The 16,771-nt window shown below is 39.8% G+C and carries 13 protein-coding genes; 2 read left to right on the top strand and 11 right to left on the bottom strand.

Annotated features, from left to right (window positions below; all coding sequences use genetic code 11):
• Positions 1–24: 24 nt before the first annotated feature.
• Positions 25–540, bottom strand: coding sequence for a hypothetical protein (locus BMW42_RS06530; RefSeq protein WP_092766825.1), 516 nt, complete (start codon positions 538–540; stop codon positions 25–27).
• 236 nt (positions 541–776) lie between these two features.
• Between BMW42_RS06530 and mrdA the strand changes: the two genes are divergently transcribed.
• Together mrdA and rsmD are read left to right on the top strand one after the other, a co-directional pair.
• Positions 777–2,876 carry a penicillin-binding protein 2 gene (mrdA, locus tag BMW42_RS06535; RefSeq protein ID WP_092766826.1) on the top strand — a complete coding sequence of 700 codons (2,100 nt, stop codon included), beginning with the start codon at positions 777–779 and terminating at the stop codon, positions 2,874–2,876.
• Positions 2,877–3,428, top strand: a complete 552-nt coding sequence (gene rsmD, locus BMW42_RS06540) for a 16S rRNA (guanine(966)-N(2))-methyltransferase RsmD (protein WP_092766827.1) — start codon at positions 2,877–2,879, stop codon at positions 3,426–3,428. It abuts the gene before it with no gap.
• A 4-nt stretch (positions 3,429–3,432) separates the two neighbouring features.
• Here rsmD and BMW42_RS06545 read toward each other — a convergent pair whose 3' ends face one another.
• From BMW42_RS06545 to sdhC, 10 genes are all read right to left on the bottom strand, one after another.
• Entirely contained in the window at positions 3,433–3,912 is a 480-nt protein-coding gene (locus tag BMW42_RS06545) for a hypothetical protein (protein WP_051586602.1), read from the bottom strand.
• Between the two features lie 77 nt (positions 3,913–3,989).
• Complete coding sequence (gene sucD, locus BMW42_RS06550) at positions 3,990–4,880, bottom strand: succinate--CoA ligase subunit alpha (RefSeq protein ID WP_035268498.1); 891 nt, start codon at positions 4,878–4,880, stop codon at positions 3,990–3,992.
• 12 nt (positions 4,881–4,892) lie between these two features.
• Positions 4,893–6,059 carry an ADP-forming succinate--CoA ligase subunit beta gene (sucC, locus tag BMW42_RS06555; protein WP_035268500.1) on the bottom strand — a complete coding sequence of 389 codons (1,167 nt, stop codon included), beginning with the start codon at positions 6,057–6,059 and terminating at the stop codon, positions 4,893–4,895.
• Positions 6,060–6,226: 167 nt separating this feature from the next.
• The gene (gene lpdA, locus BMW42_RS06560; protein ID WP_035268502.1) at positions 6,227–7,660 is read right to left on the bottom strand and encodes a dihydrolipoyl dehydrogenase; all 1,434 of its coding nucleotides are present in this window, start codon (positions 7,658–7,660) and stop codon (positions 6,227–6,229) included.
• A gap of 60 nt (positions 7,661–7,720) precedes the next feature.
• Positions 7,721–8,932 carry a 2-oxoglutarate dehydrogenase complex dihydrolipoyllysine-residue succinyltransferase gene (odhB, locus tag BMW42_RS06565; RefSeq protein ID WP_092766828.1) on the bottom strand — a complete coding sequence of 404 codons (1,212 nt, stop codon included), beginning with the start codon at positions 8,930–8,932 and terminating at the stop codon, positions 7,721–7,723.
• 17 nt (positions 8,933–8,949) lie between these two features.
• Complete coding sequence (locus BMW42_RS06570) at positions 8,950–11,772, bottom strand: 2-oxoglutarate dehydrogenase E1 component (RefSeq protein WP_035268518.1); 2,823 nt, start codon at positions 11,770–11,772, stop codon at positions 8,950–8,952.
• A gap of 738 nt (positions 11,773–12,510) precedes the next feature.
• Positions 12,511–13,221, bottom strand: coding sequence for a succinate dehydrogenase iron-sulfur subunit (locus BMW42_RS06575; protein WP_035268507.1), 711 nt, complete (start codon positions 13,219–13,221; stop codon positions 12,511–12,513).
• A 14-nt stretch (positions 13,222–13,235) separates the two neighbouring features.
• Positions 13,236–15,134, bottom strand: coding sequence for a succinate dehydrogenase flavoprotein subunit (gene sdhA, locus BMW42_RS06580; protein ID WP_092766829.1), 1,899 nt, complete (start codon positions 15,132–15,134; stop codon positions 13,236–13,238).
• 12 nt (positions 15,135–15,146) lie between these two features.
• A complete protein-coding gene (sdhD, locus tag BMW42_RS06585; protein WP_035268511.1) occupies positions 15,147–15,512 on the bottom strand; it encodes a succinate dehydrogenase, hydrophobic membrane anchor protein in 366 nt (121 codons plus the stop codon).
• Positions 15,512–15,910: a succinate dehydrogenase, cytochrome b556 subunit gene (gene sdhC, locus BMW42_RS06590; protein WP_035268514.1), complete on the bottom strand. Its 399-nt coding sequence runs from the start codon at positions 15,908–15,910 to the stop codon at positions 15,512–15,514. Before sdhC ends, sdhD begins: the two co-directional genes overlap by 1 nt.
• Positions 15,911–16,771 lie beyond the last annotated feature (861 nt).

Genomic DNA, 16,771 nt, shown 5'->3' on the forward strand with positions numbered 1-16,771 from the left:
TGAGGTATAAAACCATAAAGCTTTCTAAAATCCTACACTTAAGGTGTAAGCAAACTGTAGTTCTGGTTTAGTTTCAAAAATCACTTGGTTTCCTTGCGTGATTTCCTCTCCTGCTTTTATCCCTACACTAAATGTACTAATTCTTTCTTTATTCAGCATGACATATGATAAATCTATACCACCACCGAGTTGAGATTCCTTTTCACCATTGACTGTTTTTGATTTTAGATGACCAGCAAATGCACCTAAATAAAATCCATTTAAGTCCTTAGTTCCGAGAATTATTGGGTAACGAAAACCGACTTGAACACCCACGTCGTGGTCGTCATTTAAGAAAGCGCCAAGCTTTCCGTATCCAATACCGTATGGAGTGACGTATTCTAAATTCCCATGCGCTAACCGTTGTGTAACACCAGCACCCACATTTATTTTAGAAAATTGTTCTGGTTTCAATTTTGCTTCAGGATAAAACGATGAAAAATCTGCGTATGCTAAATTCCCTACCCACATCATGACAGCAAAGGAAACGATTTTTCTCATTATTTTCTCCATTCTCTCAAACTGAGAACAATATTATTATTCATCCATAGTGCTTCGACTTTAACAGAATAATTTTCGTTCTTATATACAACAAGCTTTAAAATTAGTGTCTATTTGGTCAAATTTTAATTTTTATAACATACGAACTATTTATTAATTTTTCAAATTTTATAGTTAATCTGAGTTAAAATACTTTGATATAAAGTCAGCTTTTACCCGCAAAAAAGTAAAGATCTATGAAGCAGCAGTTCCCACTGAAGAATGTACAACAAGAAAAGCGAATTTTTCGCAGTCGAGTGGTGTTTGCTATTTGCGTGGTAATCTTTTTTTTAATTGTTCTATTGTCTCGATATGCTTATTTGCAAATTGTGCATTACGACCAGTTTAAAGATGCATCGGACAAAAACCGAATTCGTTTACAACCGATTTCCCCTGCCCGCGGTTATATTTTTGATCGTAACGGCATTCTACTGGCTGACAATTATCCAGTTTTTACGGCTACATTAAGTAAAGCGGATGTACCTGATATTGAAGATACAGTAGAACGCCTTAGAAAGATTATTGACTTGAGCGAAGAAGACATCGAACGCTTCATGAGTCGTGTGAAAACCGCAAAAAAGACTGAACGTGTCACGCTTAAACTAAACTTAACTGAAACAGATATCGCTAAATTTAGTGAAGTAAAGTTTAAATTTCCTGGTGTTTCTATTGAAACCCAAATGACGCGTTATTACCCGCATGGTGAATTATTTGCCCATGTTATTGGGTATGTCGGTCGTATTAACGATAAAGAACTCAAAAGCATTGATAAAGATGCTTACGCAGGTACAAACCTGATCGGTAAAATTGGTGTAGAAAAATTTTATGAAGACCTGTTGCATGGCTCACCTGGCTTTGAGTCTATTGAGACAGATGCTTTCGGTAATGTCTTACGGAAATTAGGGCGTAAAGATTCTGTACGCGGTAATGACCTCTATTTATCACTTGATTATGGTCTCCAAACAGTTGCTGCTGAGCAACTTGCGGGGCGTCGTGGTGCAATTGTTGCAATGGATCCACGTACAGGTGAAATTTTGGCACTCGTTTCGAGTCCAAGTTTCAACCCAAATTTATTCGTGACTGGTATCAGTCATACAGACTATAGTGCGCTGCGTGACAATTTAGATCAGCCGTTGTATAACCGCGCAGTTCAAGGGACTTATCCACCAGGTTCTACCATTAAGCCTATGGCTGCATTAGGGGGTATTCACTACGGTATTGTCGATTGGTCAACTGCTATTTCAGATCCAGGTTATTTCCACTTACCAGGAGATTCTCACAAATTCCGCGACTGGAAAAAAACGGGGCATGGTGTAGTCAATATGCACAAGTCCATTGTTGTCTCATGTGATACCTACTATTACGTTCTTTCTTACCAGATGGGGATCGATCGTATGAACACATGGATGCGTCAGTTTGGATTTGGTGAGAAAACAGGTGTAGACCTTCCTAGCGAAAGTACAGGATTGTATCCTTCGCCAGAATGGAAAATGCGTACTCGCAATTCTAAATGGCTCAAAGGGGAAACAATCTCAGTCAGTATTGGGCAAGGTGCGTTCACTTCTACCCCCTTGCAACTTGCGATGGCAACTGCAATTACTGCAAATCATGGCGCCCATGTTACACCGCATGTATTACGTGAAACCAAAGGAACAAAGCAATTCAAAGTCCACAATGCACCAGATTATAAAATTGCCTTCAATGGTACTGATGAAGATTGGATTAAGATGCGTGATGCCATGGTGGATGTGATCCAATCTGGAACAGGTAAAGGGATTCGTGGTGGACTGCAATATCAAATTGCGGGTAAAACAGGTACCGCTCAGGTCAAGAGTATTGCGCAAGGTAAAAAGTATAACGAAGCTTTATTAACTGAACGTCAACTCGATCACGGCTTATTTGTAGGCTTCGCCCCTGCCGACAACCCAGAAATAGCGATTGCAGTGATATGGGAAAATGGTCGTGGAGGTTCAGGAGCAACCGCGCTCGCACGTCCTGTATTAGATTATTGGTTACTCCATCGTGATCGTAAGCCAATAAAGCCGATGAATCATGTTGTCAGCGGCGGCTTAATGACAGCAGGCATTAAGCCTGGTGAATTACCTAGCGGATCTAGTAATTTATCAGCCGATCCAAATGCACTTCCTCGTGAACTCCAAACATCACGTAACAGCAACAGTGCAACGAATGCAACGAATGCAACGAATGCAACGAATGCAACGAATGCAACGAATGCAACGAATGCAACGAATGCAACGAATGCAAACACTGACACTCAACGTAACACGAGTCAATAAATGAAAAATCAACTCCGCATCGTTGGTGGTGAATGGAAACGCCGTGTATTACCTTTTGCCACTATTGAGGGTTTAAGACCAACACCAGATCGTGTACGCGAAACTTTATTTAATTGGTTAATGTGGGATATTCAACAAGCGCAGGTGCTAGATGTTTGCGCTGGATCTGGTGCATTAGGTTTTGAAGCGCTATCTCGAGGGGCAGCTCATGTCACGATGATCGAACCTAATTTAGAGCAAAATAAATTTTTAAAATCAAACTTAGCGCTTTTAAATGTGAATAATGCAAAACTGATTCAAAGCACTGCCCAAATCGCGCTAAAGCAACTCTCAAACAATCAATTCGATGTAGTTTTTTTAGATCCTCCCTATAGTTTAAATCTTTGGGAGGAGTTGGCTTCATTGATTGACCCAAAACTCAAAGCAGATGCATTTATTTATGTCGAAGCCGATCAACCATTGTCATCACTTAATCTACCTTCTTCATGGCACCTCATAAAAGAAACCAAAGCTGGAACAGTTAAATCAGGCCTTTATCGAAAAATAGATTAGACATTTAAAATGTCTGATTCCAAAAAATCCGAATCAATCTGCCTCGATCGTAGGGAAACGAGGATAAAAACTCGTACCCTATCGTTTGATTCTGTTTCAGCAAATACTCAACACCATATCCAAACGTAATGCTTAATTGTTCCAGATTTGATAAGTCAAAATGACCTGTATCAAGTTTATTCTTCAATTCATTCCGATCAAAAGCCGTGAAATTAAAAAATTGAATACGTTCGGATTGAAAAATTGAATGCGTCAATACATCAAATCTCGAATATTCTTTCTCATTTAATTCTGCAATCTTGGTCTGTTCACTATTTAAATCTTCTATGGCAGGCTCATAGTGAAGTTCTTGCTGAGCTTCAAAAAAATTAAAAATGAGATTTTGATCATTCGTATTTTCATCATGATCCAAGGAATTCGCGTGAACAGCAGAAATTGAAAAAAACATCAAAGCTTGTAAATAAAGTTTTAAATTTTGAATCATATTAATTTTACGTTTCTATATCTTATTATTATGCATGAAAAAAAGCCTCCACTCAGGAGGCTTTTTTACTTAAAGCATTAAGCTAGACCTTTTTCTTTAAGTACTTCTAGCATCGTTGAACCAAGTTCAGCTGGGCTACGTGTATATGCCATTCCAGCACGTTCAAACGCAGCGAATTTTTCTTCTGCCGTGCCTTTACCACCTGAAATAATAGCACCAGCATGACCCATTCGCTTACCTTTCGGTGCAGTCACACCAGCAATATAACCAACAACAGGTTTGGTCACATTTGATTGGATATATTCTGCCGCTTCTTCTTCAGCTGTACCACCAATCTCACCAATCATAATAATTGCATCTGTGTCTGGATCATCTTGGAACAGTTTCAAAGCATCAATCTGATTCATACCAGGGATTGGATCTCCACCAATACCAATACACGTTGATTGACCTAATCCTAACTTCGTAGTTTGTGCAACAGCTTCATAGGTCAACGTACCTGAACGCGAAATAATACCGATTCGTCCTGGCTGATGAATATGTCCTGGCATAATACCAATCTTACATTCACCCGGCGTGATAACACCTGGACAGTTTGGACCCACTAAGCGAGTGCCATTTCCATTGGTTTCTAGATAGCGTTTCGCTTTCAGCATATCAATGGTTGGTACACCTTCAGTGATAACAACAATCAGTCCAACGCCAGAGTCAACTGCTTCAACGATAGAATCCAATACAAATGGTGCAGGAACGTAAATGACCGATGCATCAGCACCAGTCTCTTTCACTGCATCTTTCATTGTATTGAATACAGGTAGATTTAAATGAGTTTGACCGCCTTTACCTGGAGTCACACCACCCACAACCTTAGTACCATAAGCCAAAGCTTGTTCTGAGTGGAATGTACCATTTTTACCCGTAAAGCCCTGTACCAATACTTTAGTGTCTTTATTAATTAATACGCTCATGATTGATACTCCTTATGCTTTTACTGCAGCAACAATTTTTTCTGCGGCATCAGATAAGCCGTTTGCAGAAATTAGTTTAAGACCAGATTCATCAAGTAATTTTGCACCTAGTTCTGCATTATTCCCTTCTAAGCGAACAACAACAGGCACTGTTACATTTACTTCTTGAACCGCTGCAATAATTGCTTCAGCAATCATGTCACAACGCACAATACCACCGAAGATATTGATCAGCACACCTTGTACTGACTGATCCGCTAAAATGATCTTGAATGCTTCAATTACACGCTCTTTGGTTGCGCCACCACCTACATCCAAGAAGTTTGCTGGTTGACCACCATAGAGTTTAATGATGTCCATGGTTGCCATTGCAAGACCTGCTCCATTCACCATACAACCAATATTACCTTCTAAAGCAACATAGTTAAGGTCAAACTCAGATGCCTTGAGCTCACGCTCATTTTCTTGCGATTTATCTCTTAAAGCAGAAACTTCTGGCAAACGATATAAAGCATTCGAATCAATACCGACCTTGGCATCAACACACAAAATTTCACCATTTTCACGGACTGACAATGGATTAATTTCAAACAATGCGAAATCATTTTCTACGAACGCTTGATAAGCTGCAGACATAATTTTAACAAATTGATTAATCTGTTTATCTTTCAGCTCTAAAGCAAAAGCGACTTCACGAGCTTGGAAAGGAAGTAAGCCAACCAATGGATCTACTTCAACTTTAATAATTTTTTCTGGAGTTTCTTCAGCGACTTTTTCAATTTCGACACCACCTTCAGTAGAAGCCATGAAAGTAATACGACGTGATGAACGATCAACAACTGCGCCTAAATACAATTCACGCTCAACTGGATAGACATCTTCTGCAACGAGTACACTGTTAACTGGTTGCCCATTTGCATCCGTTTGATATGTAACTAAACGAGTACCAATAATTTGCGAAGCATATTCTTTTGCTTCATCAGCTGACTTAACGACTTTAACGCCGCCAGCTTTTCCACGCCCACCGGCATGTACTTGTGCTTTCATAACAGCGAATTTGCCGCCTAGCTGTTCAAATGCTTTTACTGCTTCCTCTGCATTTGTAGCGATGATGCCTTCCTGAACTGGCATACCATATTTTTTTAACAGCGATTTCGCCTGATACTCGTGTAAATTCATTGTTTTACCTTTTACTACTTTTCACTTTTTATGACACACCAATATTTAAACTTCCTTCGCAATAAATATTGGCATTTATTAAATTTAGTATTCTATTTTTAGATGATTATTCAAACAAAAACAACCACCAAATGCAAAAAGAGCGGCCTCAGCCGCTCTTTTTTGTGTTATTTACGTTTACGCTGAATCGCGTGAATTGCTCGCCCATCTACTGCTAGCGCAGCCTCATGAACTACTTCAGAGAATGTTGGGTGACCAAATGTCATTAATTGAAGATCTTCAACGCTTGATACAAATTCAAGTGCGATCATGCCTTGGTGAACGATATCGGACGCAGCAGGTCCAATCACGTGCATACCAAGCAAACGATCCGTTTTAGCGTCAGCAACAAATTTCACGAAACCAGCATTTTCTCCAGCTGCCATCGCACGACCATTCGCTGCGAAACCAAATTGACCTGTTTTAACTTCGTGACCTTTTTCTTTAGCTTGTTCTTCTGTTAAACCAACCCACGCCGCTTCAGGGTGTGTATAAATCACAGAAATAATCGTGTCATAGTTCACTTGAGCTGCGTGACCATGAATACGTTCAACAGCCATTACGCCTTCTTCCATTGCTTTATGTGCAAGCATTGGACCACGTACTAAGTCACCAATTGCATATACACCTTCAACAGAAGTTGCACACCAATCATTTACTTCAACCAAACCACGTTCAGTAAGTTTAATGCCTGAATCTTCTGCTAATAAACCTTCTGCATACGCTTTACGACCCACGCAAACGATCAATTTGTCGAAAGTCTGAGTTTTGTCTTCGCCACCTTGAGTGTACTTAACTGTCACTTCACGACCATTGATTTCTGTACCAGCTACTTTTGCGCCAACACGAATATCAAGACCTTGCTTAGTTAATACTTTTTGGTAATCTTTTGCCAAAGCTTTATCAGCCATTGGTAAAAATGCATCCATTGCTTCAAAAACAACAACTTCTGCACCCAAACGACGCCATACTGATCCAAGTTCAAGACCAATGACACCTGCACCAATTACACCTAAACGCTTAGGTACTTCTTGGAATTCAAGCGCGCCAGTAGAATCGACGATAAGATCTTGATCTACAGGAGCAACAGGAATATTTACAGGAACAGAACCAGAGGCAAGAATGACATATTTAGGTTCTAAAATTTGAGTTTCACCTTCATGTGGAACAAACTCAACTTTTTTACCAGCTAATAATTTACCTGTACCCTGCAACCATTCAATGCCGTTACCTTTCAACAGGCCATCAATACCCATTGTAAGTTGGTTAACGATTTTATCTTTACGAGCAAGTAATTTTTGAAGATCGAATTTCACTTCGCCCGTTGTAATACCATGATCATCTAAATGATGAACAGTATCTTCATAACGATGTGAAGAATCTAAAAGTGCTTTAGATGGGATACAACCCACGTTCAAGCAAGTACCACCTAATGATGGTTTTCCTTTATGAATACGCTTTTCAATACACGCAACTTTGAAACCCAGTTGTGCTGCACGAATAGCAGCTTCATAACCACCTGGACCACCGCCGATTACTACTAAATCAAATTGTTGAGACATTCTTCTCTCCAAAAATGGGCCTAGAGGATCGCTCTAAGCCCATGGATTTATTCTTTAGAATTAAAGATCAAGGATAAGTTTAGCTGGTTCTTCTAACAATTCTTTGATTGTTACAAGGAAACCTACTGCTTCTTTACCATCAATTAAACGGTGGTCATAAGAAAGCGCTAAATACATCATTGGTAAGATTTCAACTTGACCATTTACCGCCATTGGACGCTCTTGGATTTTATGCATACCCAAAATTGCAGTTTGTGGCGTATTTAAAATTGGTGTTGAAAGCAATGAACCGAAAGTACCGCCATTAGTGATCGTGAATGTACCACCTGTCATGTCTTCAATGCCCAGCTTACCATCACGTGCTTTGAATGCGTAATCACGGATACCATTTTCAACTTCAGCATAGTTCATGCGATCAGTATCACGTAATACTGGAACTACTAAACCACGATCAGAAGATACCGCTACACCGATGTCATAGTAACCATGATAAACAATATCATCACCATCAATTGAAGCATTTACAGCTGGGTAGCGTTTAAGAGCTTCAGTCGCAGCTTTAACAAAGAATGACATAAAGCCTAAACGAGCACCATGACGCTTTTCAAAAGCATCTTTGTACTGAGCTCGCATGTCCATGATTGGCTTCATGTTAACTTCGTTGAACGTCGTTAACATTGCTGTTTCTTGCGTTGCAGCAAGTAAACGTTCAGCCACACGCTTACGAAGACGTGTCATAGGAACACGTTTTTCAATACGCTCACCTACAGCTACGCTTAATGGTGCAGCAGCAGGTTTAGATTGGTGATTCGCCACATCTTCTTTAGTGATACGGCCACCACGACCTGTACCTGAAACTTCTGATGCATTGATACCAGTTTCAGTTAATGCCTTACGAACAGCTGGAGCTTGGTCTTGAACAGGAGCTTGAGCACGTTCAACAACCGGAGCAGCACCCGCTTCTGTAGCAGCCGCAGCTTGTTCAACTTTCTCTTCAGACTGAACAGCTTGAGTTTGAGAAGCACCTGAAACAGCACCTGCTTCAAATGTAGCAATTACTTCATCAGAAAGAACTGTGTCGCCTTCGCCTTTAATGATATTTGCAATCGTACCATCTGCAGGAGCAACAACTTCAAGTACAACTTTATCCGTTTCGATATCACAGATCACTTCATCACGTGATACCGCTTCACCTGGTTGTTTGTGCCAAGTTGCAATTGTTCCGTCTGCAACTGACTCTGGGAATACCGGTGCTTTAATTTCGGTTGCCATTCTTAAGATTCTCCTGATTATTCTGCTACGATCGCAAGCGCTTCGTTAACGAGTTGTGCTTGTTGTTTTGCATGTAAATATGGTGAGCCACAAGCCGGTGCAGCAGATGCTTCACGTCCTGCATAGCTGATTTGAATTTGTTGACCTGACTTCATAACACCTTCGTATAAACGTGGTGCGATGAATAACCATGCGCCTTGGTTCTTCGGTTCTTCTTGCGCCCAAACAAGCTCTTTCATATTTGGATATTGTGCAAGTACTTCCGCTAAACGTGCTTCTGGATATGGGTACAATTGTTCAACACGAACAATAGCAGTGTTGTTCAATTCATTTTCACGACGTTTTTCAAGTAAATCGTAATAAACCTTACCACCGCAAAGCACTACACGAGTCACATCCAACTTATTAATGTTATCAACTTCATCAATCACAGTTTGGAAAGTGCCGTTCGCTAATTCATCAAGATTAGATACCGCTAATTTATGACGTAATAATGACTTTGGAGACATGATAATCATTGGTTTACGAATTGGGCGAATCGCCTGACGACGTAAAGCATGGAAAATCTGTGCAGGAGTTGTAGGCGTCATCACTTGCATGTTTTCTTCAGCACATAGCTGTAAGAAACGCTCTAAACGTGCAGATGAGTGTTCTGGGCCTTGACCTTCAAAACCATGTGGAAGAAGCATCGTTAAACCACAAACACGCTCCCACTTTGTCTCACCAGAAGCAATGAATTGGTCAATAACAACTTGAGCACAGTTCGCGAAGTCACCAAATTGTGCTTCCCAAATAATTAAGCTCTTAGGTAGAGTTGTTGCATAACCATATTCGAATGCCAATACTGCCATTTCAGACAATAATGAGTCATAAATCGCTGTACGCGGTTGATTTTCTTTAATATGGCAAAGTGGAATATACGTCGAACCGTCTACTTGGTTATGAAGCTTCGCATGACGATGCGAGAATGTACCACGACCAACATCTTCACCAGTTAAACGAACAAGATAACCCTCGTCCAATAACGAAGCATAAGCTAGAGTCTCAGCTGCACCCCAGTTCAATGGCATTTCACCAGTTTGCATTTTAAGACGATCATCGATCACCTTAGAAACTTGACGCTGCATCACGAAGCCTTCAGGAAGCTCACGCATTTTGCGACCAAGTTCTTTTAAACGCTCTTCAGGGAAAGTAGTATCCCAAACGTCAGTGTATTCATGACCTAAGTATGGCGTCCAGTCAACGAACATTTTTTTATTCGGTTCAAGTACAAGTGCATTCGCAACATGTTTACCTGCTTCTAAATCAGCACGGTAATCTTCGATCATCTGATCAGCAGTCGCACGATCAATTACACCTTCTTGTACTAATTTGTCAGCATATAATGCACGAGTCGTCGTTTTCTTATTAATGACTTGATACATCATTGGCTGAGTTGCTGCTGGCTCATCTGCTTCATTGTGACCGCGACGACGGTAACAGAACATATCGATAACAACGTCTTTACGGAAAGTATGACGGAAATCATGCGCAAGTTGAGCAACAAACAATACAGCTTCAGGATCATCACCATTCACATGGAAGATTGGTGCCTGAATCATTTTCGCGATATCAGTACAGTATTCAGTAGAACGTGCATCACGTGGATCTGATGTTGTAAAACCAACTTGGTTATTGACAACAATATGAACTGTACCACCTACCGTATAACCACGTGTTTGTGACATTTGGAAGGTTTCTTGGTTCACACCTTGACCAGCAAATGCAGCATCACCATGTACGATTACTGGTAATACGTCATCACCACCAATGTCTTTACGACGAACTTGACGAGCACGTACTGAACCTTCAACTACAGGCCCTACGATTTCTAAGTGTGATGGGTTAAATGCCAATGCCAAATGAACTTCGCCACCTGGAGTCATTACGTTTGACGAGAAACCTTGGTGATACTTAACGTCACCAGAACCTTTCTTGTGAAGTGATTTACCTTCAAATTCACCGAAAAGATCTGCTGGGTTTTTACCCATGATATTGACAAGCAAGTTGAGACGACCACGGTGTGGCATACCGATCACAACTTCTTTACATCCCACAGAACCTGCGCGTTGAATAACAGCATCAACCATCGGAATGAAAGATTCACCGCCTTCCACACCAAAGCGCTTAGCGCCAACATACTTATTGCCTAAGTATTTCTCTAAGCCTTCAGCTGCAGTTAAACGTTCAAGAACATGTTTCTTTTGTTCTGCTGAAAAACCAAATTGACCTTTCACACCTTCAAGACGTTGTTGAATCCAACGTTTCTCTTTAGTGTCAACAATGTGCATATATTCAACACCAATAGAAGCGCAATACGTCGCCTCCATCGCATTGACCATTTCACCTAAAGTTGCTTCAGTTTTGCCAATTGCAAGATTACCTGTATTGAATACAGTATCTAAGTCAGATTTGGTTAAACCATGAGCCGCTAGATCAAGATCAGGCACTTCTTCTCGTTTTGCCAAACCTAATGGATCTAATTTTGCTTTTTGATGACCGCGGTTACGGTATGCAGCGATTAATTGTAATACGCCAATCTGACGACGCTCGTGCTCAGAACTAACTGAACTTTGAACGACAGGCTGAATACGGTTTGAGTTACGACCCAATAAAAGGAATTGCTCACGTACATTGCTGTGTGGTTGATCCCCTTTTGGGAACTTACCAAAGTATTCTTGCCAATCAGCACCGACTGATTCTGGAGCAACTAAATACTGCTCATAAAGTTCTTCAATATACGCTGCACTGTCAGCGGAAAGTTCAGTGTCAAGACGCAATGCGTCAGCAACTTCTTGCATTTGTGGACCCATTTCCTATTGCAAAACATTACAGGGAGCTTTCTAAGCTCGCCCATGATTGATAATGCCAAATCGGTAAATTGACATTCACCCATCTGGTACAAAAGACCATGGGGCGTATAGCATTAGAGAGTTTCTAATACCAATGACGAATCATAACGCCCTCATTGGCATCATCACTCATCTTTATACTCGATAAAATTACCGAGCAATTTTTGCAAATTGACTTAGAAAAAAATAAAAATATTAGTCTTTTCTAAAGCAACTTTTCAATTTGATTATCCCTGCTTTCAGCTTAACACCAAACCACCAAAATGTTGATTTAATGTACAGATTGAATAATATTCATGCTAAAAATTTTGTTCAAATCCTACCATGAACTTCACTTCAAACTGATTTTATTGACACATACCATTCATAAATTAGCTAAATACAACTATAAACCATTGAGATAATATAAGGTGCATTTAGATAAATTCTATTAAAATTCATAATTATTAGACTAAAGCCTAAAATTATAGATTTAAATACATGCAACTTGGATCATAAAACCGATATCTTAACATTTTAAAAAGATATTTGCAGATGCAAAACGTTTTCATTTATCCCTAAAGTGCATATTTTTTTATGATTGGGGCAAATCTAACCACTTCAACCAAAATATCTCGAAAACTAAATTTAACATCAAGTTTTGATTAAAAAAAAAGCACACCTAAGTGTGCTTTTTTTGGAACAGCATTATCCAGCTTGATCTAACAACATGCTACGAATGTGACCAATCGCTTTTGTTGGATTTAGACCTTTAGGGCATACTGATACACAGTTCATGATACCTTTACAACGGAATAAACTGAAAGGATCGTCTAAACGAGCCAAACGGTCTTGAGTTGCAGTATCACGCGAATCAATAATGAAACGATATGCATTCAACAATGCTGAAGGACCCAAGAATTTATCAGGGTTCCACCAGAATGATGGGCAAGACGTTGAACAACATGCACAAAGAATACATTCATACAAACCATCAAGATGCTCACGCTCTTCTGGAGATTGTAAACGCTCTTTAGGTGGTGCAGGTTGATTATTAATCAAGAACGGTTGAATTTTGTCGTACTGATCATAGAACTGATTCATGTCTACAACCAAGTCTTTGATTACTGGAAGACCTGGTAATGGACGAATAGTAATTACTTCTGGCAAATCGTTTAGGTTCCAAAGACACGCTAAACCATTTTTACCATTGATGTTTACACCATCTGAACCACAAATACCTTCACGGCATGAACGACGGAACGTTAAAGTTTCGTCTTGAACTTTCAATGCAAGTAGCGCATCAAGCAACATACGGTGCTTATCAGTCAACTCAAGCTTGAATGTTTGCATGTACGGTGCTTTATCCTTATCAGGATCGTAGCGGTAGATATTAAATGTACGAGTACCTCTACTCATCTTACTTCTCCCAATTAGAATGTACGTGGTTTAGGTGGAATAGCATCAACTGATAAAGGCTTATAACGTACTGGCTTGTACTCAAGACGGTTATCAGCAGAGAACCATAAAGTATGCTTCATCCACTCATCATCACGACGGCCGTAAGGATATGCTGGATGATCTGGAGACTCTTCAAAATCTACAACAGTATGCGCACCACGACATTCTTTACGTGCAGCTGCAGAGATTAAGGTTGCTTTTGCAACTTCGTATAAGTTTTCCACTTCAAGTGCTTCAATACGTGCAGTATTAAATACTTTTGATTTGTCTTTTAAGTGGATATTACGGATACGAGGCTCAAGTGCAAGAATCTCTTTCACACCTTTTTCAAGAAGTTCAGTTGTACGGAATACACCTGCATGATCTTGAACGATATCGCGAATTGCATCAGCAACTTCTTGCGCATTCTCACCAGAAGTTGACTCATCTAAGCGACGGATACGCTCAACAGTTTGCTGAAGCACAGTTGTTGGAAGCGGCGCATATTCATCACCGTGATGCTTAGTCACATAGTCAATGATATGTTCGCCAGCAGCTTTACCAAATACAACTAAGTCAAGCAATGAATTTGTACCTAAACGGTTAGCACCGTGTACAGACACACATGAACATTCGCCAATCGCATAGAAACCTTTCACTGGTTTAGTGAAATTGCGATCCGCAGCGTTGGTAGAATAAGTATCGGTGTCTTTGTCGTAATGTGCTTCTAGCGGAGTAGTTTCACGCGATTCAGGAACAACAACTTGACCATGAATGTTAGTTGGAATACCACCCATTTGGTAATGGATCGTTGGCACAACAGGAATTGGCTCTTTTGTGATGTCAACGTTCGCGAACTTCTTACCAATCTCAAATACAGATGGAAGACGTTTCATGATCGTATCAGCACCCAAGTGCGTCATATCAAGAAGGATATAATCACCTTTAGGACCACAACCACGGCCTTCTTTGATCTCTTGGTCCATAGAGCGTGATACGAAGTCACGTGGTGCTAAGTCTTTCAAAGTTGGAGCATAACGCTCCATGAACGGTTCGCCGTCTTTGTTACGAAGGATTGCACCTTCACCACGACAACCTTCAGTTAACAATACGCCTGCGCCTGCAACACCCGTTGGGTGGAATTGCCAGAATTCCATATCTTGTAATGGAATACCTGCACGAGCAGCCATACCAAGACCGTCACCAGTGTTGATATATGCGTTTGTAGATGCGCGGTAAACACGACCAGCACCACCCGTTGCGAACAATGTTGCTTTCGCTTGGAATACTGCAATTTTACCTGTTTCTTGGTCAATTGCTGTAACACCAAGTACATCACCTGCTTCATTACGGATCAAATCAAGCGCGATCCATTCTACGAAGAATTGTGTACCCATTTTCACGTTGCTTTGATAAAGCGTGTGAAGAAGTGCGTGACCTGTACGATCGGCAGCAGCACAAGCACGAGGAACAGCTTTTTCACCGTAGTTCGCAGAGTGACCACCAAATGGACGTTGGTAAATTGTGCCGTCAGCGTTACGGTCAAATGGCATACCTAGATGTTCAAGTTCATATACAACTTGTGGCGCCTCACGAGTCATAAACTCAATTGCGTCTTGGTCACCTAACCAGTCAGAACCTTTTACTGTGTCATAGAAATGGTAGTGCCAGTTATCTTCTTGCATGTTACCAAGAGAAGCACCTATACCACCCTGTGCAGCCACAGTGTGAGAACGCGTTGGGAATACTTTAGTCAATACCGCAACTTTCAAACCAGCTTGAGCAAGTTGGTAAGAAGCACGCATACCTGAACCACCACCACCAACGATGACAGCATCGAAAGTTTCGTGTGGAATATTTGTATAATCTTCTTTAGGGTTTATAGCGCCCATGATTGTTTCCTATCAATTCGCCCAAAAAATCTGGATTGCCCAGATCGCATATGCAAATACAGCAATAATTACTGCTGAAGTCAGTACTAGGCGTAAACCTGATGCTGATGGACCCATTTGACGAGTCGTCACATAGTCAGTGAATACTTGCCACATACCAATCCATGCGTGTGCAACAAGAGATAAGACTGCCAATAAAGATAAAATCTTCATTGGTAATGTCATCATAAAGCCGTACCACTGTTCGAAGTTGAAACCACCATTACAAAGGATCCAACCAAACACCACAACAGTATAAACAGCTAAAACTACAGCACTTACACGCTGGATAAACCAATCGCGAGAACCTGAACCCGTTAAACCAGTAGCACTTTTCATTAGAGTACGATCCATACAAATGATGCAACGATACCAATTGCAGATAAAATTAATGCGATTGTTGCTGCTAGACGACCACTTTGTAACTCTTCAGCGATACCCATATCAGCAAGCAAATGCTTGATACCTGCGATGAAGTGGTAGATTAAGCCAGCGACAAATACCCATACGATGAAGCGCACGATAAAACTATCAAAAATAGCTTGAACTTGTGCAAAGCCCTCAGGAGAAGACAATGATTTGTCTAAGATCCATAAAAGAACTGGTACGAGTAAAAATACGATGACACCTGAAAGACGGTGTAAAATAGATGCAATAGCCACAGGGGATTTTAAGTTTACGTCTAAAACTTGACCCATGGACAAATTGACAGGTCTGTTGCTTTTCACAGCGGGCATCCTGTAGTTAAAAACTCCATCCGGAGTTTGTTGGAATTAATTCGAAGGAAAGCTGGCATTTGTTAGACAAATAAATTGTCTAAACCTTTATACGACACGGAATTATAAAACGTGCAATTTCAAATTACAAACCTACGAAGCAGGCGTCAACCATAAAATATTTTTAAATAAGAATCATTTACATCTACTTTCTTACAGTTGAGTCATCTCTCTATTTAAATACAAACACTAAGCCATTAATATTTATATCAATTTATTTTAATTTAGTGTTACTGAACTCAAATGTTCGATTTGTCTTAATTAGACTAAAGCACAACTCACTACAAAAATATATTTTTTTAAGAAATATAATATTCATTTTATTTTTCAAAAACTTAAAGAAAATTAATTCTCAAATAATTTGTACTTTTAAAACTAATTAGAAAAATGAATATTGCTCACATGGTCATTGTTTTTTTATCTAATTGAATTGAGTAATTTCAAATGTAAAAAAGGATAAAAATCATATGCACCTATAAATTAATTACAAAATAAACTTCATTTTCTAATGTTGAGCTCTCCACTTAAAATGTAATGAAACATTATAAATTAGACACTTTTTAATCAATTAGTAAATAAAGTGAAAAAAAATATTTCATTGTCATTTTTGGTGTATTTATTCAGTCTATCATCTTAAAAAAACTGACAAATTCTATAAACAATCGCTTTTCACAACCTTTAACATATTGATAAAAGGTATTAATAATCAAGCATTACTTGGTTTAAATCATCAAAATATGCACGTTTTTGTCTTTTTTTTTATGCCACTACCGTTGAAATTGTCTTATTATACGGCGGCGCTAGTGAAAAGCAGATAAATTC

The sequence above is a fragment of the Acinetobacter sp. DSM 11652 genome (genome assembly GCF_900109815.1).
Classification (GTDB): domain Bacteria; phylum Pseudomonadota; class Gammaproteobacteria; order Pseudomonadales; family Moraxellaceae; genus Acinetobacter.